Here is an 18645-nt window from a genome sequence, read left to right on the forward strand (position 1 = left end):
CTTCAAGTTGCCCAAAAATATTTTAATGAATAGCTATAAGTGTTACCTTGTTTTGTTGTTGCAAGCTATTTCGTTATGCGTGTTCTCACAAAGCCGCCCTATTCATTTTCAACATATTGGCAGTCGCGAAGGGCTTTCCGAATTAAACATTAATTGCATTATACAGGATAGCCGCGGCTTTATATGGGTAGGTACACGTGATGGCCTTAACCGCTATGACGGTAACAAATTCAAAATATTTAAGAATATTATTGGCGACAATAACAGTATCAGTAACAGCTTTGTTCAGGATATAGTTGAAGACAAAAACGGAAATCTGTGGATCTCCACCAGCGGCGGCGGCTTAAATATGTACGACCGCAAACTTGATCGTTTTGTCCATTACCGTCACAATCCCAATAACAAAAACTCAATTGCAAGTGACATCCTGGTTAAGATAGCCCTTGATAAAAGTGGCAACCTGTGGATCTGCAATCAAAAGGAAGGACTTGATCAGTTTAACATCGCTCAAAAGAAATTTACTCATTACGGCTATAATGAAGCAGATAACAGCAGTTTAAGCGATAATAATGTGCGGGTTGTATATGTAGATAGTCAGGATAAATTATGGGTAGGCACAACTTATGGCGGTCTGAACCTTTACAATCCGCAAAGCCATAATTTTACGCGTTTTGTTCATGATGAGAATAAATCCTCATCCCTTTCGGCAAATAAGGTTAATGCAATTTTAGAAGATAGCGGCCACCGTTTATGGGTTGGTGTTAGTGATGGCGGGCTTAACCTGTTTAACCCGGCCGACAAAACTTTCACCCATTATAAAAACGATCCGAACAACAAGAATTCGCTTTCATATAATAGTGTACAATGCCTTGCGGAAGATAGTAATCATGATTTATGGATCGGCACGGAAAACGGCGGCCTGAATATTTTCAATTACGCCCTCAATATATTCAATAACCACCAGGAAGATGATGTAGATAACAGCAGTATCGCTAATAACTCGGTAGACGTGATCCTGAAAGATAAAAGCGGGAATATGTGGATAGGCGCTTTTGCATCGGGGCTTAACTTTTATAAAAAAACAAGTGAAAACTTCACTCACTATCAACATGGCGCGCAATCCATTAGCTTGTCCAACAATTTTGTGCTGAGTGTATATGAAGACAAAAAGAACAACATATGGGTAGGCACAGACGGTGGCGGTTTAAATCTGTTTAACCCTGAAAAGGGTGAGTTTAAATATTATAAAAGAAGTAATAGCAACATATGTGGTGATTATGTTTTAACCATTCAGGAAGATGCTAAAAACAACCTGTGGATAGGTACCTGGGGCGATGGGGTAAGCATGATGAACCCGCAGACCCGTACTTTCAAATCGTTTAAACACAACCCGGATGACAGTACAAGCATAAGTGGTAACAACATTTACGCTATAGCTAAAACCCTTGATGGAAAACTATGGTTTGGTACCCTTGGCACTGGGCTTGACCTGTTTGATCCTAAAACCAACAAGTTTATTCATTACCGCCATGATACCGGCAATCCTAAAAGCATCAGTAGCGATAATATCAATTCATTGCTCGGCGATTCAAAAGGCAACCTTTGGGTAGGTACTAATGATGGTGGTGTAAACCTGTATGATGCCACCACCAATTCATTTAAACCGGTACAATACGAAAAACTGAACAGCGCGCTTGGCAATAATACGGCACTTGATCTTTTTGAAGATCATTTGGGTAATATCTGGATTTGCACTTATAGTGGTATTTACAAGTTAAACCCGGTTACCGGTAAGGTTACAAACTTTAAAGCAAAAGATGGCCTGCCAAACGACTACACTTATGCTATTGAAGAAGACGCAGCCGGTAATTTATGGATCAGTACCAACAGGGGGATTTCAAGGTATAATCCTAATACCAATAAATTCAGAAACTTCACTATTGCCGATGGCTTACAGGCAGAAGAGTTTAAGCCTCACTCTGCAGTAAAAGCTCATGATGGTATCATGTATTTTGGTGGCGTTAACGGGTTTAACATGTTCGATCCGGCAGGAATAAGGAACAGTATTTACGATCCTCCATTGGTGCTTACCGATTTTCAGATCTATAATAAATCTATCCATGTAGCACAAAACAATGATGATCCGTCGCCCTTAAAGCAAGACATCGCGGAAACCAAGTCCATAACATTAACACACGATCAATCGGTTATATCATTCGAGTATGTATCGATGGATTACAGTTTAAGCAATAAAGAGTCATATGCTTATCAGCTTGAAGGATTTGATAAAGGCTGGAATTATGTTGGGAATAAAAACACGGCAACCTACACTAATTTGCCGGCAGGTAATTATGTGTTCAGGGTAAAAAGTCGCAGTGCAGATGGTAAATGGTCGTTAAGGGAGGTGAGCCTTAATGTTACTGTTCTTCCACCCTTCTGGCTTACATGGTGGTTTATAAGTTTGCTTGTTTTAGTTACAATAGTGGTTGTTTATACCTGGCACAGGCTTAGGGTAAAAGCCATAATAGAACAAAAGAACCTGCTTGAAGAACAGGTTACCGAACGTACGGCCGAGGTTATGCAGCAATCGGAAGAATTGAAAGCGCAGTCTGAAAACCTGCAGACACTGAATGTTGAACTTCAAAATCAATCGGAAGAGTTACAGGCCCTGAATGAAGAGTTGCAGGCACAGTCAGAAGAATTGCAGCTGCAGAAGGAACAGGAGCGCGAAGCCCGAGAGGAAGCCGATAAAGCCAACCAGGCTAAAAGTATATTTTTAGCTACCATGAGCCACGAAATCAGGACGCCCATGAATGGCGTTATTGGCATGGCTTCCCTGCTGGGCGAAACCGAATTGAATACCGAACAGCGTGAATATACAGATACCATCATTTCATGCGGTGATAGTTTGGTAAACGTAATCAATGACATCCTTGATTTCTCCAAAATTGAATCAGGAAAAATGGAAATGGAGCAGGAAGATTTCGATCTGCGCCAGTGCATTGAAGAGGTGATGGACATTTTTTCGCAAAATGCTGCCAAGCGTGAGCTGGAACTGGTTTACCAGATTGACCCAGCCCTCCCCCAGCAAATTATTGGCGATAGTTTGAGGTTGAAGCAGGTATTAACCAATCTGACGGGTAACGCACTCAAGTTTACGGAACACGGCGAGGTATTTATCAAGGTTTTTTTATCTAAAAATATTGGTGATAAAGAAATTGAAATCGGATTTAGCGTAATGGATACTGGTATTGGCATTCCTGAAGATAAACTGATAACGTTATTTAACGCGTTTTCGCAGGTTGATTCATCTACTACGCGTAAATATGGCGGTACAGGTTTGGGTTTGGTGATCAGTGAGCGCCTGGTAAAATTAATGGGTGGCGAAATTTGGGTTGAAAGTGTTTTTGGCGAAGGCTCTGTTTTTGTATTTACCATTAAGTCGGCAATAAGCAAAAAGCAATCGAAACAAATCCCTATTGTTTTTAATGCTGATGAACTTGAAGGCAAAAAAGTACTTATTGTTGATGATAATAAAACCAACCGCTTCATTCTGCAAACCCAACTTGAACAATGGGGCATACAAACGGTAGCTGCTGCATCCGGCAGGCAAGCACTTGATATTTTAGGTGCCAACAACGGCTTTAACCTGGTTATAACCGATATGGAAATGCCGGAAATGGATGGCGTTGGGCTGGCCAGAGAGATAAAAGATAATTACAAAAACTTGCCGGTGATTATGCTGAGTTCTATTGGCGATGGTTCAAAGAAGAAATATCCCGGTTTGTTTTCTGCTATCTTAACCAAGCCAGTTAAGCAATCTCAATTAGGTAAAAGTTTGCAGGCCGAGTTTCAGGGTAAAACACAAGTTCAGGTTGTAGAAACCAAACCGGATAAGCTTTTTGATGCCAACTTTGCCAATGAACATCCACTTAGTATCCTGGTGGCCGAGGATAACACGGTTAACCAAAAACTGATCAGCCGGATGCTGGAGAAGCTTGGCTATGATTTTGAACTGGCACATAATGGTTATGATACCCTTGAAAAATTAAAAGCTAACCCAACTTTCGACGTGATATTTATGGACGTACAAATGCCAGAGATGGATGGCTTTGAGGCAACCCGCCATATCAGGCAGTATGCCTTCAAACAACCTTTCATCATTGCAATGACCGCGAATGCCGGTCCGGATGATCGCGATATGTGCATAAGCGAAGGCATGGATGATTACATTGCCAAGCCTATGAAAACCGACGCGCTTATTAATGTATTAAAAGGGGCGTACAAAATGATGAAAAACGTAAAAGGTAAATACGTTTAAGCATTATCGCGAGGCTACGCCCCAGTAACAGCTATTCCGGATTTTTTTGAGGATAGCAGGTGTGATACTTGAAATTTCGTGCTCATACTTGTTTTGGTTGTTGAGCAGGTACATGGTACCGCTGCTGTTGTTATATACATACGAGCATAAACGGGTATCCTCTCCGTTTTCATCTTTCTTGACATCTATCCTTATGCCATTGGTTTTGTTGCTTGTATCAGGCGTTAATGCTGGGGCCGATGCCTTAACCCAGTTAATGGTATAATTTATATTCTGTGCCGAAAGGCCTTCTGTATTTTCTTTATAGCTTTTACTATCCTGTATAACTGCCAGCAGGCACTTGACACAAGGTTCGGCTACAGTTGCTGCTCCATATTTTTTACGCGGGTTGTTGATGACGCTGTCTTTTTTACCGGCTACCGTTACTGTTGTTTTTGAAATATCATTTGATACAGGCTTGGGTTTGCTTTGTTTACAGGCCGATATTGTCATGGCCAAAACACAAAAATAAATACATGGTTTAAACAGATTCATGGTTTATAAATTAGCACTTTATTTATATACATCATTTTAACTGTTTTGTGTTGATGTGTTTGGATATACCAAATGTGGTTTGAATCTATAAATTAAGTTTAAACAATTTAAACATAGATTTTATTGCATTAATTGGGGCACTAAAGGACAGTTTTTCTATAAAAAATTCTTAAAATTGCCTGATTTATTTTGCCCCGGTCGGTTAGTTGCCCGACAGGACTTAAACCATCATAACAAATTTTCAAAAACGGGGTTTACCTTGTAATAAATAACACTGCAGGCTTTGCAGGCTATAATACTAAGATGACTAATAACGGTACAGGTTCAAATTTAACAGTTGATGTGGTTTTAATTGGCGCAGGTATTATGAGCGCGACACTGGGTGTAATGCTTAAAGAACTGCAGCCCGATCTGACGATTGAGATTTTTGAGCGCCTGGATGTCATAGCGGCTGAAAGTTCGGCCCCGATGAACAATGCCGGTACCGGTCACTCCGCTTTTTGCGAATTGAATTATACACCACAACTTCCGGACGGTAGCGTTGAAATAAAAAAAGCGATCAAAATTGCCGAGCAATTTGAAACAAGCAAAGAGTTTTGGGCCCATCTTATCGGGAAGGGCCTGATAAAAGATCCTCAAAATTTTATCCGCAAAGTGCCTCACATGAGTTTTGTTTGGGGAGCTGAAAATGTTGAGTACCTGAAAAAACGCCAACAGGCCCTTGTAAAACATCACTTTTTCAAAGGGATGGAATATTCTGAGGATAAAGCTCAGATCAAAAAATGGATCCCGCTGGTTATGGAAGGCCGCGATGTTGATGAAAAGGTATCTGCAACATTTATGGATATTGGTACGGATGTAAACTTTGGTAGCCTTACCAGTGCGCTTATAGATGAACTTAAACAGAAAGCTGACGTAAATGTAAGTCTTAACCACGATGTTAAAGACCTTAAACGCAATGCTGATGGTACATGGAAAGTAACCGTAAAAGATAAAGCAACCGGTAACAAAAGAAAGCTGAATGCCAAATTTGTTTTTGTTGGTGCAGGCGGCGGTGCTTTGCACTTGCTGCAAAAATCGGGCATTGCAGAAAGTAAAGGTTTTGGCGGCTTCCCTGTAAGTGGCCAATGGCTGGTTTGTAATAAGCCTGAGATAGTAAAACAACATGAAGCTAAGGTTTATGGTAAGGCATCTGTAGGTTCGCCGCCAATGTCGGTACCTCACCTGGATACCCGTATGATTGACGGTAAACGTGCGCTGCTTTTTGGGCCATACGCTGGTTTTTCGACCCGCTTCCTTAAAAAAGGCTCGTTGCTTGACTTGTTCAAATCTATTAAACTAAACAATATACTACCTCTGCTTGCTGTAGGGCGCGATAACTGGCCTCTAACCAAATATCTTATCTCTCAGGTAATGCAATCACCTGCCGACAGGTTGAATGCGCTTAAAGATTATATGCCAACAGCTAAAGCCGAAGATTGGGACTTGGATATTGCCGGTCAGCGTGTACAGGTTATTAAAAAGGATGCTAAACATACCGGTGTGCTTGAGTTTGGTACTGAAGTTGTAACTTCTGCCGATGGCAGTATTTCAGCTTTATTAGGTGCTTCGCCAGGCGCATCAACCTCTGTGCCTATCATGATCCAGCTTATTGAACGTTGCTTTAAAAATCATATCAAAACCGATGCATGGCAGCAAAGGCTTAAAGAAATGATCCCTTCTTATGGACAATCGTTAGCTAATAATGAAGCTTTAAGCGACGAAACCAGGGCAAGAACAAGTAAAGTGTTGGGATTAGTTTAATAGCTATCCTTCAAAATATTAGTTGGCAGAAGGGTATAATTAAGAAACTATTTCTTTCGGATATAGTTAAAAACATCCTTTTGCCATTTTCCTTTTTTATCCTTTTCAGTTACCGTTACGTCCAGCTTATCAGGTGCAGTTAGTTGATAGGTAATATGAACCGACTTATCTTTTAGCTCAAATTCTGCTTTGTTTTTTTGAATTTTGGTGAGGTAAAATAACAGCGGCTTATTTTTATCTTCCCATCCTATGCTGCCGTGGTTAAAATGCCGCATTTTAAAAACGGGTACGCCGTTTTGTTCTTCAACAACCACAAACTCGTAAAATACTGCTTTGCCATCCTTAACTACCCTGAAGCTGCTTATCATGCTCTCTCCCATCGGCTCACCCCAAAATTCCTCCATATCTCCCCATTCGTGCTTTTGTGTCCAGGTACCGGCCATAAAGGCCAGTTGCTTAACGCTTGCTTTGTTAACCTGAGCGAAGCCGTTACCAGATATCAAAATAAAACCAATGATTGCAGGAAAAATGTATTTAAGGTTCATAATATGAATTTAACAATAATTCATCGCCTGCAATAATCGCGGAGGCTCACATTCCCTTCCATTCGTAGCTTTTGCTCTCTAACCCGATCAGGTCAATCACCCGGTTCACTACCGTCATAGCCAGTTCCTCGATGGTTTGAGGCTTACTGTAATATGAAGGAATTGCCGGGCAGATGATCCCTCCCGCTTCAGTAACCGTGGCCATGTTGCGTATATGGATAAGGTTAAGCGGCGTATCGCGCGCTACGAGAATCAATTTGCGGCGTTCTTTCAGGACCACATCCGCTGCACGGGTTATGAGATCATCGGAGATCCCTCCCGCTATCCGGCCGAGTGTTCCCATTGAACAAGGCACTACTACCATGGTATCAAACTTGGCCGAGCCTGAGGCAAACGGAGCCATGAAGTCATTTTTGGCATAAAACTTAAAAGGGAGCTGTGTATAATCTTCGTTATCAAGCTCGAATTTCCAGACATCTTTGGCATTGTCTGACATTACAACACCAACTTCGGCTATTTGATGCCGTAATTCATTTAGCTTTTTTAGTAGCAGGCTGGCATATATTGAACCACTGGCACCCGTAACTGCAACAACTATCTTTTTCTTCATAATTACTCCTTCAACAACCCAAACACGCAAAAAGTTAGGGGCACAAAAAAGGGTCGAATAACTTGTACCCGACCCTACATCTACCTATGAAAAACATGCCCTTGAGAGGGCACTACAAATGTAGTAACACTTTTTTAATTTTTAAACAATTTCTTAAAATAATTTTAACCCCTTTATTGGAGATTTTTTTCTATTAAAGTTTGAATGATTCCGTCAACTAAACCTACCCGTGGTACGTAGATATTTTTGATGTTGGCATTCTTCATTAAGGTAAGGTAAATTTCACATGCAGGGATAATAACGTCGGCCCTGTCCTGGTTAAGGCCGAGTACGTTGATCCTGTCTTTTAATGAAAACGAACTCAGGTAGGTATATAAAGACCTCAGTTTGGCAAAAGTTAGGGGCATATCTTCTTTTTCTTCAGACAATCTGAATAGCTTATTGATGTTGCCGCCGGTACCGATACCTGACAATTGTTTAAAGTTACGGGTATTGTCGCGTACAAAGTCCTTCATTTCATTCCAGGTTTCTTCGGTATCCTGGTTATCTAAAATGCGGATGGTGCCAATGTTAAATGAACGGGAAACAATAAGCTCCCCGGCCGAAAACAACGAAAGCTCGGTGCTGCCGCCGCCTACATCAATGTACAAATAGTTTTTGCTTTTATCGATATTTTGCTCGGCGTGGCTGGCATAAATGATGCTGGCTTCTTTTGATCCATGAATAATATCAATGTCAATGTTAGCTTCGTCTTTGATCAATTTAACAACTTCTTCCCCATTTTTGGCTTCGCGCATAGCCGATGTTGCGCAGGCCAGATAATCTGTAACCTTATATACATCCATCAGGTTGCGGAAAGCAACCATTGATTTAACAAGTTCCGTAGTTTTTTTCTCCGAGATGTGTTGTTGTATAAAAGCATCATCTCCCAAACGCAACGGAACGCGGATCAAGGTATTTTTTTTGAATGACACCGATCCGGTGTTTTGAATTATGTCGGCAATTAACAGCCTCACGGCGTTTGAACCTATATCAATGGCGGCGTATCTCAATGTTATTTGGTTTTATTTTTTAGATAATTATATATTTCAATTTGAGCCCTGTGGCTTTCGGGCGAATTTGTTTTGTGGTACTTGTTGGTGTTCTGGCTATTGATCTCACGGGCTTTCGTATTATCAGAAAGTTGGATATCAATAATGTCCCTTATCTCCTTTTGTAACTTTTCGTCATATATGGGGAAGCCAACCTCAACACGGTTATCAATATTGCGGGACATAAAATCGGCCGAGGTAAGATAGATCAGCTCCTTGCCCCCGTTGCAATAAATATGTACACGTGCATGCTCAAGGTACTTATCTACAATACTGATCACTTCAATATTTTCGCTGTAGCCTTTTACCCCGGCTATTAAACAGCACATGCCCCTGATGATCATCTTGATCTTTACACCGGCGTTGCTGGCCTGGTAAAGTTTGTTGATCATATCCTCGTCGGCAAGGCTGTTCATTTTCAGGATCATGTATGCCTGTTTGCCTGCTTTAGCATTTTTAATCTCGTTGTCAATCAACCGGTAAATAGCAGGCCTTGAATCGATGGGCGATACGATAAGGCTTTTTAGGCCTTTAGCTAACTGGCCGCGGTTAATTGCTTTGAAAACATTTACCAGATCGTCGGTAATTTTTTTGTTTGCTGTAAGCAAGGTATGATCTGCGTAGATCTGGGCGGTTTTTTCGTTAAAGTTTCCGGTTGAAAGACAGGCATAATAAGCCAGTTTGCCTTTTTCGGTACGGCTCACCAAACAAATTTTTGAATGCACTTTATAGCCGGGAACACCATAAAGTACAGTTACGCCCTCTTCTTCCAGTCTGTTACTCCAGTGGATATTGTTTTGCTCATCAAAACGGGCGCGCAACTCCACCAAACAGTTTACTTTTTTTCCATTTTTGGCCGCGTTGATCAACGCGTGAATTACCCGTGAATTTTCGGCTAAGCGATATACGGAAATATTAATCTCTTTTACTTTTGGGTCGATAGCGGCCTCACGTAAAAAGTGGATCACATAGTCGTACGACTGATAAGGAGTGCTAACCAAATAATCTTTCTTGGCAATAAGGTCGATTAGGCTTTTGCCGAACGAGAGGTCTGAAACCGGCAGAGGTATATACTTACTGTACTCCAACTCCGGCCCGCCCACGTTGGGAAACGAAATAAAGTTTTTGAAATTATGATACCTGTTGCCCGGAATAAGGCTTTCGCCATGTAATCCCATTTTATTCACCAGGTACTTCAGCATGTCCATAGGCATGTCTGAATCATACAGCAGGCGCATCGGTTTGCCCTTTTTACGTTTCTGAAGGCTTTTGGCTAAGGAGTCCACAAACTTTTCACTCACTTCCTTATCCAGGTCAAGTTCCGCGTCGCGGGTAAGCTGGATGGAATATGCCTCGATGCTATCGTGTTCAAAAATGAAAAAGATATCCTCCAGGCTGTACCTGATAATATCATCAAGCAGAATAATGAACTTCAGGTTATTGGTATCGGGCAATTTAACAAAGCGCGAAAGGTTATCCGGAAATTCAATAAGCGCAAACCGTGTTTTTTTATTTGTGGTAAGCTTTACAAAAAAGTAAACTGCCCTGTCCCTAAGTTCAGGGAGCGGCAGGGTATCATTAAGCATGATAGGCACCAATGTTGCCAACAGTTTCTCCCTGAAGTAATTTTTTACGAAGGTACCACGGGTTACGTTAAGTTGCTTGTCGTTCAGGATGAAGATCTTCTCTTCGGCCAGTTGCTTAACAATAATATTTTCGTAAAGGTTATTAAACTTACGCTCCTGCCTTACTACGATGTTCTTGATCTGGTTAAGTACCTTTTTGGGGTTGTAACCTAATATCTCTTTCGACTTTTCGTTAAGGGCTGCTAAACGGCTTAATGTGGCTACCCTTACACGGTAAAATTCATCGAGATTAGATGAAAATATGGCTAAAAAACGGATCCTGTCAATCAGCGGGACTGTCGGGTCGGCAGCTTCCTGCAAAACCCTATCGTTAAAATATAACCAACTTATTTCTCTGTTAATTAAGGGAGCCTGTTTATCCATAAGAATTTCTTGCTTTACAGCCAGATGTTACAAATCTGCTTATTTATTTGTTAACTTAATATTAACTCATGAGGAATTAACCTGTTTTCGTTCACCATTATTTATTGCAGAAATTAAACAATTTGTTGCGAAATTGCGATCTGTGTTAACAATATATTAGTTTTGCAAAACATTTACCACCAATATACCACGTATGCCTACATTTGATATAGTTAGCAAAATAGACGGTCAAACGCTTGATAACGCGATAAATACCGCCAAGAAAGAAATCCTTAATCGTTATGATTTTAACGATTCAAAAAGCACTATCGATTTAGATAAAAAGACCAACGAAGTAACTATTGTTACCGAAAACGATATGCGCCTTAAAGCCATACAAGACAGCATTATAAGCCGTATGGTTAAACAACATCTTGACCCTAAAGCCCTGGATTTTGGCAAAGAACAATACGCATCAGGCAACATGATCCGCAAGGAGATTAAAATCAAAGAAGGTATTGACAAGGAAGCTGCCAAAAAGATTGTAAAAAAGATAAAAGACAGCGGCCTCAAAGTACAGGCTTCTATCATGGACGACCAGGTTCGCGTGCAAGGCAAAAAAATTGATGACCTCCAAGCGGTTATTAGCCTTTGCCGTGCCGACGATTTTGGTCAGCCTTTACAATACATTAACATGCGCGATTAATTAAGATTGCTTACAATATTTAGAAAGACGCGCCGAAAACGCGTCTTTTTTATTTATTCAGTTTTTCAATTAAACCATTGTCATGGTTTAACATCATACAAAAGCAGCGGGTATCCGTTGCTTATTTCAACCAAATCTTAATATGCTATCTAAACCTTTTCTGACGCTGACTTTGTTTTTAAGCTTGAGTACACTTTGCAAAGCCCAGATCAACGCGGGCGACAATCTCCAGGTTGAAGCTTCTTCCCGAACTAAATACATAAAAAGGACAGATATAACTAATGACGAAATTGTTCTTTATCTGCTGATTAAAGGTATTATACCGATATCTTCAGGCGATAGTCACTTAGAATATCTTACACAATATGATGGGTTTGATAATATTGGCAGACTAAAATCCATTGGCAATACACGAATCACCTATTATGACAGGTTCGATATGGATAACCAGGGAAAGATAAAATCTATAGGACAAACCCGGTTTACGTATTACGACAGGTTTGATATGGATAACCAGGGCAAAATCAAGAGCGTGGGCAATGTAAGCATTAAATGGTATGACAGGTTTGATCCGGCTGATAAATTTGGAAAACTGAAATCAATAGATGGTCTTCCTGTTACTTTATATGACCAATTTGATGAGTTCCCAGCCATTGGTAAGGTAAAATCAATAGGCAATACGTTGTTTACCTATTACACCCGCCTGGATGGCCCGGATAATATCGGCAAACTGAAATCTATTGGCGGTGTCTATATCACCTGGTATGATCGTTTTGACTTATCCGAAAATTCAGGCAAGCTAAAATCTATCGGTAATACAAGATTTGTATATTTTGACAGGTTTGATAAGGCTGATAACAAAGGAGAATTGAAAGGAATAGTTGGGGATATCAGTACTAATTTCAGTCGGAAATAATACCCTAAACAAAAGCGACTGTCTTACCAAAGACAGTCGCTTTTATATTTTATACTTATACAGTTTTAGCCTGCAACTTCGACCTCTTCTTTTTTAACTTCGTTAGGGCGGCCGTTTTTAAATGCTTTACGCGGCGATAAACCAAGCAATTCAAACATAGCCATATCGGTGTCAAATGACGGATTTGGTGTGGTAAGTAATTTCTCTCCTGCGAAAATAGAGTTGGCGCCTGCCATAAAGCAAAATGCTTGCTCAACAGTGCTCATTTCGGTACGGCCTGCAGATAAACGCACTACTGTTTTAGGCATGATAATACGGGTAGTAGCAACCATACGTACCATATCCCAAACAGACACACGAGGCTGATCGGCCAGCGGAGTTCCTGCTACAGGTACCAGGGCATTAATTGGCACTGATTCCGGGTGTTTAGGCAAATTTGATAAGGTTTTCAGCATAGACACACGGTCTTCTACAGTTTCGCCTAAACCGATGATACCACCACTGCATACGGTAATTTTTGCTTTGCGCACGTGTTCAAGCGTTTTAAGACGCTCGTCGTATGTACGGGTGGTAATGATACGTTTATAGTCTTCTTCAGAAGTATCAAGGTTATGGTTGTAGGCGTATAAACCGGCATCGGCCAAACGTTGTGCCTGGCCTTCGGTAAGCATACCCAGGGTACAGCAAACTTCCATATCCAATTCATTAACCGCTTTTACCATGTCGATAACCTTATCAAAATCGCGGTTATCACGTACTTCGCGCCATGCGGCACCCATACATAAGCGTGATGCACCACCTGCTTTTGCCTTTTCGGCAGCGGCAATTACTTCATCTTTAGGCATCATGGCATGCACGTTTACACCTGTATTGTAACGTGCAGCCTGCGGGCAATAAGCACAATCCTCAGAGCAACCGCCTGTTTTGATAGAGATCAACGAGCTGATCTGCACTTCGGCATAATCCTTATTTTCACGGTGGATTGTGGCTGCCTTGTACACAAGATCCAGCAACGGCGTGTGATATATTTCAGCTATTTCTTCTTTAGTCCAGTTATGTCTAACTTCTGTCATCAGTTTCAGATTAAATTCGTCCCAACAATGTTATTAAGTTATTGTAAACACGCAAATATTCAAAGATTATTTATAAATATAGAACTTTTGATAGTTCCCGAAAAGAAACTAACTATATAACAAGGTTTTAAATATTTAAGGCTACCCGGCTTTAATTCTTTAGCAGCAACTTGGTGGCAAGATACAGGGGCAGCAAAAAGCCAATACAATCTGTAAAAGTGGTGATAATTATAGACGATGCTACCGCCGGGTCAATCCCTACCCTTTTTAATATCAGCGGAATAGAAGCCCCTGTTAAGCCTGCTATAATCAGGTTGCCGGTCATGGCCAAAAATAACACCAGGCCAAGCATAGGGTTGGCATCGTAAAAGAAGGCTACTATAAAAACGATAATGCCATTAGCGGCGCCATTGATCATACCTACCAAAAACTCTTTTAATACGGTATTATAAGCCTGTTTATCCGAAAGGTCACTTAATGAAATACGTCTTACCGTTACCGCCAGGGCCTGTGTAGCAGCATTGCCGCCCATACCTGCAATAATGGTCATATAAGCCGAGATGATAGAAAGTTTGGCAACAGTATCATCAAAAGTACGGATAATGGATGCGGCCAGGAATGCCGTACCGAGGTTGATCACCAACCATGGCAAACGGCTTTTTACCGCTTCTACCCAGTTACCACTTAGTTCCTCATCTTCGGATACACCGGAGATTTTCAGAATGTCCTCAGTGTTCTCTTCCTCCATTACGTCGATGATATCATCTACCGTAACACGACCGAGCAATTTCATGTCGTCGTCAACCACCGGGATACTGGTAAGGTTATACTGCTTGATCAAGCGGGCCACTTCCTCCTGGTCAAGCTCCGCTTTTACGTAAACAAAATCGGTAGTTACGAGATCGCTGATGCGGGCATCGGCGCGGGCTTTGATGACAGTTTTAATAGAAAGGATCCCTTTTAGGATATCATTATTGTCGACCACGCAGATGGTATAAAACTCCTCCATCTCTTCAGATTGACGGATGATCTCATCAAGGGCATCCTTCTTATCCATGTTGATGTTTACCTTGATGATCTCGGAGTTCATCAAACCACCTGCGGTATCCTCAGCGTAGGTCATCAACGCGCGGATGCTGCTGGCATCTTCATGGTCAAGATCTTCTAAGATCTCCTGTTGGTCTTCTTCATCAAGCTGGGAAATGATGTCGGTGGCATCATCGTAGTCAAGTTCTTCAACTATTTCGGTACGTTTCTCCGGGTCGAGGTTTACCAATAGCTCGGCCGGGCCATGCTCCTCGTCCATCTCGGATAAAACTTCCGAAGCAACGTCGGCCGGAAGGATATTGATGATCCTTTCTTTTTCCTCCTGCTGAAGTTTTTCAAATAGTATAGCAATCTCCGAGGCGTGATATTCCTTCAGAACATTCTCTAACTCAGCATCATCGGCTTCGAGCGCTGTTTTAATGCGGAGCAGGTCGGTTTTATCTAAGTCAAAAGATTGCATACCCGACTAAATTAAAACAATTACACCACAATTAAGGAATTAAATCGGCACAAAAACAGTGCCCAAAGTGGTAAAATAAAAGGGTACAACTGTTAGATGCTATGATCGTACTTGACCTTTGTCCCGCTTACCTTGCTTATTTTAAAAAGGGCTTGTTCAACCTGTGTTTTACGGATAGAAAGCTGAATGCTACAGTCATTATCAAAAACCTGACCAAGTATTATCAGGTTTTCTTCTTTGATGATCCGCATCACATCGTTCATTTGCAGGTAATCAAATGATACCGTGTACACGTCATTTACAGTTTTTGAAATAATTACAGCTTGATTTAACGCTTCTTCAGTAGCTACTTTGTAAGCATTAATTAAACCGGGAACGCCTAATAAGGTGCCTCCAAAGTAACGGACAACCACCACCAGGATATTGGTAAGATCTTTTGACAGCAGGGTGTTTAAAATTGGCCGGCCCGCTGTACCCGACGGCTCTCCATCGTCATTAACCCTGAATACAGAGCGATCGATAGTTAAACGCATTGCCCAGCAATTGTGATTGGCTTTTGGGTGCTCCGATTTTAACTGGGTAACGATGGCCTTGATATCATTTTCAGAATTGATAGGATATGCATAGGCCAGGAACTTGCTGCCACGGTCTCGAAAAATGCCTTCGGCAGGATTTTCTATAGTTTTATAAGTATCGTCAAAAAGCATTCAGAAATATTACAGGTGCAGAAAACCCAATGTCTGCGGGAAATAAATAATAACAATAGCCAGCACAGCCACAAGGATACCGATCTTGTTAAGCAGGCTCAACTTCTCTTTAAATACAAAGATGCCAATCAACGTACCTACCAAAATAACACCGATGTTCACCGACGAAAACACTGCCGACGGACTATTGGCCAAAGCCTGGTGGGCTTTTAAATAAAACAGGATATTGCCAAAGTTTGCTATCCCCAAGATCCAGCCAATAATAATTTGAGGCAGGGAGAACTTTGTTTTTTTAATAGATACCCGGTAAAGCAGCCCTATAAAGGTTAACACAAAGGCTATAATGAAGATCACAAATATGGCCGTAGTGAAAGGCACATTGCTAACCTTGGTAAGTTGTTTTAGTAATACATCAATAACTCCAAAGCCCAGGAAAACGATCAGCAGGTAAATCCACGAACCTTTTTCAACTTTGTTACCGGCTGATTTTTGCCAGGGAACAGAGCAGATAATAGCAATGAACGCCAGTACAATACCTATTGCCTTTACAGTGCCTGTGGCCTCGCCAAATAAAACAAACGCTGCAAGGATAGGAATAAAGAGTGACAGGCGCTGCGCCACATCTGTACGTACTATACCGGCTTTGCGTACCGATGTAGCCATGATAACAAATATCGACGGGAATAAGATGCCCAGAGCAAGATAGTTATAAACAGGGGCGTTTTGAATGATACTTAACTGAGGCTTAAAAAAGAACCAGGTAAGCAAAATAGCCATTGAATAATTCCAGGTGATGGCCTGGTAAACATCTACATGGTAACGTTTTGCCAGTTTTAGCAAAATAGAAACGATAACACTACAGCAAATACTTAAAAAAACGAACAGCATTTATATAACTGGCTTATTGTATAACAATTGCAGGCGATCGGCGCCTACAGGATATTCGTCCGCAAGTATACCGGTTATTTGTGGGGCTTTTATACCTTTTCCTAAAACTTTATCGCCGGTAAATATCCTGGCTTCATCCCACAAACCGGCTTCAATAAATGACTCAAGCGTACGGGCGCCGCCTTCAATAATAACGGATTGAATATCCTGAAGGTATAACTGGTACAAAATGTATTGAGGCACAAAGCGTTCAAAATCTTCAAGTGCTATGTACCTGTTTTTGCCGTCCAAATCAAATTTCACCTCGTTAAAGATCAATGTTTCGGCAGATTGGTCAAATATATTCAACCCTTTATTTAGCTCAAGCCGGCGGTCAATTACCACACGTTTCGGCGATGGGCCATCCCAATAACGCACATTTAACTGTGGGTTATCGCTCAGTGCAGTGTTTTTGCCTATCAGAATGGCATCTTCTTCGCTGCGCCATTTGTGTACCAGTTTTTTCGATTCAGGGCCGGTGATCCAAAATTGGCTACCGTCGTCCGGGGCAAAAAATCCATCCTGGGTTTGCGCCCATTTTAATATGATATAAGGTCTGTGTTTTTGCACTTTGGTAAAAAAACGGCGGTTAAGCCATTGGCATTCCTGTTCAAGCACACCGGTTATCACTTCGATACCTACAGCCTGTAATTTTTCGATGCCTTTACCGTCAACCTGGGCAAAAGGGTCGCGGCAGCCCACTACTACCTTAGGGATTTGATGCTTAATGATCAAATCGGCGCAGGGCGGTGTTTTGCCATAGTGCGCGCAGGGTTCTAACGAAACATATATAGTGGAGTTTTTGAGCAATTCGGCATGGTTATCAAACTTTTGGGTAACCTGCGCAATGGCGTTAACCTCGGCATGGGCCTGACCGTATTTTTGGTGGTAGCCCTCTCCTATTATTTGACCATCGTGAACCACAACTGCGCCAACCATAGGGTTAGGACTAACATAGCCGGCTCCTGATTCGGCAAGCTCCAAACAGCGGCGCATATATTTTTCATGTTCAAGCATGGTGCAAAAGTAGCTTTTATGTTACTTTGTTGCATGATTACGATTAAGGATGTTTTTGAAGTTTACAGGCTACAGATAAACGGTATTTACGATATTAACGAAATAGAAGCCCTTACGCTGTTGGTTATTGCAGAAGTTACCGGCTTGTCAAGGGCATCCATCAAAGCTTTTCCTGAAAGGGAACTAACTACAGAACAGGCTGATCAAATCAAGAACATCCTTACAGAACTAAAAACAGGAAAGCCGGTTCAATACATTTTGGGTATCACCGAGTTTTATGGTTTACCTTTTAGGGTAAACTCTTTCGTGTTGATCCCCCGCCCGGAAACTGAGGAACTGGTGGAATGGATAATTTCAGGTGAAAGGCTAAAGGCTAAAGGTGAAGGGTTTTCTATTCTGGATATAGGTACAGGTAGTGGTTGTATCGCAGTTAGCCTGAAAAAGAATTTATCGAATGTTGACGTATCAGCGATAGATATATCTGAGGGAGCCTTGCAAACAGCTAAGGGAAATGCTCAGTTAAATGAGGTTGAGGTTAATTTTATTCATGCCGATATTTTGAATATCAAGCCTGAAAATGTGTTTCCGAAGTTTAATATCATCGTAAGTAATCCCCCCTACGTTACGCTTGAGGATAAAAAGCAGATGCATACTAACGTTACGGATTTTGAGCCGCATACCGCGTTGTTTGTCCCCGAGCATGACCCGCTGCTATTTTATCGGGCTATCGCCGATTTTACTTTGAGTAATTTAATGGCTGAGGGTTTGCTTTATTTTGAGATCAATGAAAACCTGGGCGACGAAACAGTAGCTTTATTAGCTGATAAAGGATTTAAAAATATCGAATTAAGAAAGGACATGAGCGGCAGGGACAGGATGGTAAAAGCTGAACTTTAAGAG

Annotated in this window: 15 protein-coding genes; 5 read left to right on the top strand and 10 right to left on the bottom strand. The window is 41.4% G+C overall.

Annotation, left to right across the window (positions count from 1 at the left end):
- The first annotated feature begins 25 nt into the window (after positions 1-25).
- Positions 26-4321 carry a two-component regulator propeller domain-containing protein gene (locus DEO27_RS10270; protein WP_112566856.1) on the top strand — a complete coding sequence of 1432 codons (4296 nt, stop codon included), beginning with the start codon at positions 26-28 and terminating at the stop codon, positions 4319-4321.
- 3 nt (positions 4322-4324) lie between these two features.
- Here DEO27_RS10270 and DEO27_RS10275 read toward each other — a convergent pair whose 3' ends face one another.
- Positions 4325-4855: a hypothetical protein gene (locus tag DEO27_RS10275; protein WP_112566853.1), complete on the bottom strand. Its 531-nt coding sequence runs from the start codon at positions 4853-4855 to the stop codon at positions 4325-4327.
- Positions 4856-5158: 303 nt separating this feature from the next.
- Between DEO27_RS10275 and DEO27_RS10280 the strand changes: the two genes are divergently transcribed.
- Entirely contained in the window at positions 5159-6658 is a 1500-nt protein-coding gene (locus DEO27_RS10280) for a malate:quinone oxidoreductase (RefSeq protein ID WP_112566850.1), read from the top strand.
- Positions 6659-6705: 47 nt separating this feature from the next.
- Here the strand turns inward: DEO27_RS10280 and DEO27_RS10285 are convergent, their stop codons facing one another.
- The 4 genes from DEO27_RS10285 to ppk1 form a co-directional block, all read right to left on the bottom strand.
- Complete coding sequence (locus tag DEO27_RS10285) at positions 6706-7203, bottom strand: DUF6265 family protein (RefSeq protein ID WP_112566847.1); 498 nt, start codon at positions 7201-7203, stop codon at positions 6706-6708.
- A 46-nt stretch (positions 7204-7249) separates the two neighbouring features.
- Positions 7250-7813 (bottom strand): UbiX family flavin prenyltransferase, encoded by a 564-nt coding sequence (locus tag DEO27_RS10290; RefSeq protein WP_190295369.1) that lies wholly within the window; start codon positions 7811-7813, stop codon positions 7250-7252.
- A 173-nt stretch (positions 7814-7986) separates the two neighbouring features.
- Positions 7987-8865: an ethanolamine ammonia-lyase reactivating factor EutA gene (locus DEO27_RS10295; protein ID WP_112566843.1), complete on the bottom strand. Its 879-nt coding sequence runs from the start codon at positions 8863-8865 to the stop codon at positions 7987-7989.
- Between the two features lie 2 nt (positions 8866-8867).
- On the bottom strand, positions 8868-10913 hold the full coding sequence (gene ppk1 / locus DEO27_RS10300) for a polyphosphate kinase 1 (protein ID WP_112566840.1): 2046 nt from the start codon (positions 10911-10913) through the stop codon (positions 8868-8870).
- A gap of 193 nt (positions 10914-11106) precedes the next feature.
- On the opposite strand from ppk1, the gene DEO27_RS10305 reads away from it, so the two are divergent.
- Positions 11107-11598 (top strand): YajQ family cyclic di-GMP-binding protein, encoded by a 492-nt coding sequence (locus tag DEO27_RS10305; protein WP_112566837.1) that lies wholly within the window; start codon positions 11107-11109, stop codon positions 11596-11598.
- Between the two features lie 142 nt (positions 11599-11740).
- A complete protein-coding gene (locus tag DEO27_RS10310; RefSeq protein WP_112566834.1) occupies positions 11741-12514 on the top strand; it encodes a hypothetical protein in 774 nt (257 codons plus the stop codon).
- 65 nt (positions 12515-12579) lie between these two features.
- Here the strand turns inward: DEO27_RS10310 and bioB are convergent, their stop codons facing one another.
- The 5 genes from bioB to ribD all read right to left on the bottom strand — a co-directional run bounded on the left by bioB (position 12580) and on the right by ribD (position 17745).
- Positions 12580-13587 (bottom strand): biotin synthase BioB, encoded by a 1008-nt coding sequence (bioB, locus tag DEO27_RS10315; protein WP_112566831.1) that lies wholly within the window; start codon positions 13585-13587, stop codon positions 12580-12582.
- A 151-nt stretch (positions 13588-13738) separates the two neighbouring features.
- Positions 13739-15094, bottom strand: a complete 1356-nt coding sequence (gene mgtE / locus DEO27_RS10320) for a magnesium transporter (protein ID WP_112566828.1) — start codon at positions 15092-15094, stop codon at positions 13739-13741.
- A 92-nt stretch (positions 15095-15186) separates the two neighbouring features.
- Positions 15187-15801, bottom strand: a complete 615-nt coding sequence (locus DEO27_RS10325) for an IMPACT family protein (RefSeq protein WP_112566825.1) — start codon at positions 15799-15801, stop codon at positions 15187-15189.
- 9 nt (positions 15802-15810) lie between these two features.
- Complete coding sequence (locus DEO27_RS10330; RefSeq protein WP_112566821.1) at positions 15811-16689, bottom strand: EamA family transporter; 879 nt, start codon at positions 16687-16689, stop codon at positions 15811-15813.
- A complete protein-coding gene (ribD, locus tag DEO27_RS10335) occupies positions 16690-17745 on the bottom strand; it encodes a bifunctional diaminohydroxyphosphoribosylaminopyrimidine deaminase/5-amino-6-(5-phosphoribosylamino)uracil reductase RibD (protein WP_112566818.1) in 1056 nt (351 codons plus the stop codon).
- Positions 17746-17778: 33 nt separating this feature from the next.
- Here ribD and prmC point away from each other — a divergent pair, with 33 nt between their 5' ends.
- Complete coding sequence (prmC, locus tag DEO27_RS10340; protein WP_112566815.1) at positions 17779-18642, top strand: peptide chain release factor N(5)-glutamine methyltransferase; 864 nt, start codon at positions 17779-17781, stop codon at positions 18640-18642.
- The last annotated feature ends 3 nt before the right edge of the window (positions 18643-18645 follow it).

This window comes from Mucilaginibacter rubeus (assembly GCF_003286415.2).
Classification (GTDB): domain Bacteria; phylum Bacteroidota; class Bacteroidia; order Sphingobacteriales; family Sphingobacteriaceae; genus Mucilaginibacter; species Mucilaginibacter rubeus_A.

Coding starts and splice junctions, on each gene's coding strand:
- DEO27_RS10290 (WP_190295369.1), bottom strand. CDS start 7,813: ATGAAGAAAAAGATAGTTGTTGCAGTTACGGGTGCCAGTGGTTCAATA.
- DEO27_RS10275 (WP_112566853.1), bottom strand. CDS start 4,855: ATGAATCTGTTTAAACCATGTATTTATTTTTGTGTTTTGGCCATGACA.
- DEO27_RS10330 (WP_112566821.1), bottom strand. CDS start 16,689: ATGCTGTTCGTTTTTTTAAGTATTTGCTGTAGTGTTATCGTTTCTATT.
- DEO27_RS10270 (WP_112566856.1), top strand. CDS start 26: ATGAATAGCTATAAGTGTTACCTTGTTTTGTTGTTGCAAGCTATTTCG.
- DEO27_RS10305 (WP_112566837.1), top strand. CDS start 11,107: ATGCCTACATTTGATATAGTTAGCAAAATAGACGGTCAAACGCTTGAT.
- DEO27_RS10325 (WP_112566825.1), bottom strand. CDS start 15,801: ATGCTTTTTGACGATACTTATAAAACTATAGAAAATCCTGCCGAAGGC.
- DEO27_RS10280 (WP_112566850.1), top strand. CDS start 5,159: ATGACTAATAACGGTACAGGTTCAAATTTAACAGTTGATGTGGTTTTA.
- mgtE (WP_112566828.1), bottom strand. CDS start 15,094: ATGCAATCTTTTGACTTAGATAAAACCGACCTGCTCCGCATTAAAACA.
- ribD (WP_112566818.1), bottom strand. CDS start 17,745: ATGCTTGAACATGAAAAATATATGCGCCGCTGTTTGGAGCTTGCCGAA.
- bioB (WP_112566831.1), bottom strand. CDS start 13,587: ATGACAGAAGTTAGACATAACTGGACTAAAGAAGAAATAGCTGAAATA.
- ppk1 (WP_112566840.1), bottom strand. CDS start 10,913: ATGGATAAACAGGCTCCCTTAATTAACAGAGAAATAAGTTGGTTATAT.
- DEO27_RS10310 (WP_112566834.1), top strand. CDS start 11,741: ATGCTATCTAAACCTTTTCTGACGCTGACTTTGTTTTTAAGCTTGAGT.
- DEO27_RS10285 (WP_112566847.1), bottom strand. CDS start 7,203: ATGAACCTTAAATACATTTTTCCTGCAATCATTGGTTTTATTTTGATA.
- prmC (WP_112566815.1), top strand. CDS start 17,779: ATGATTACGATTAAGGATGTTTTTGAAGTTTACAGGCTACAGATAAAC.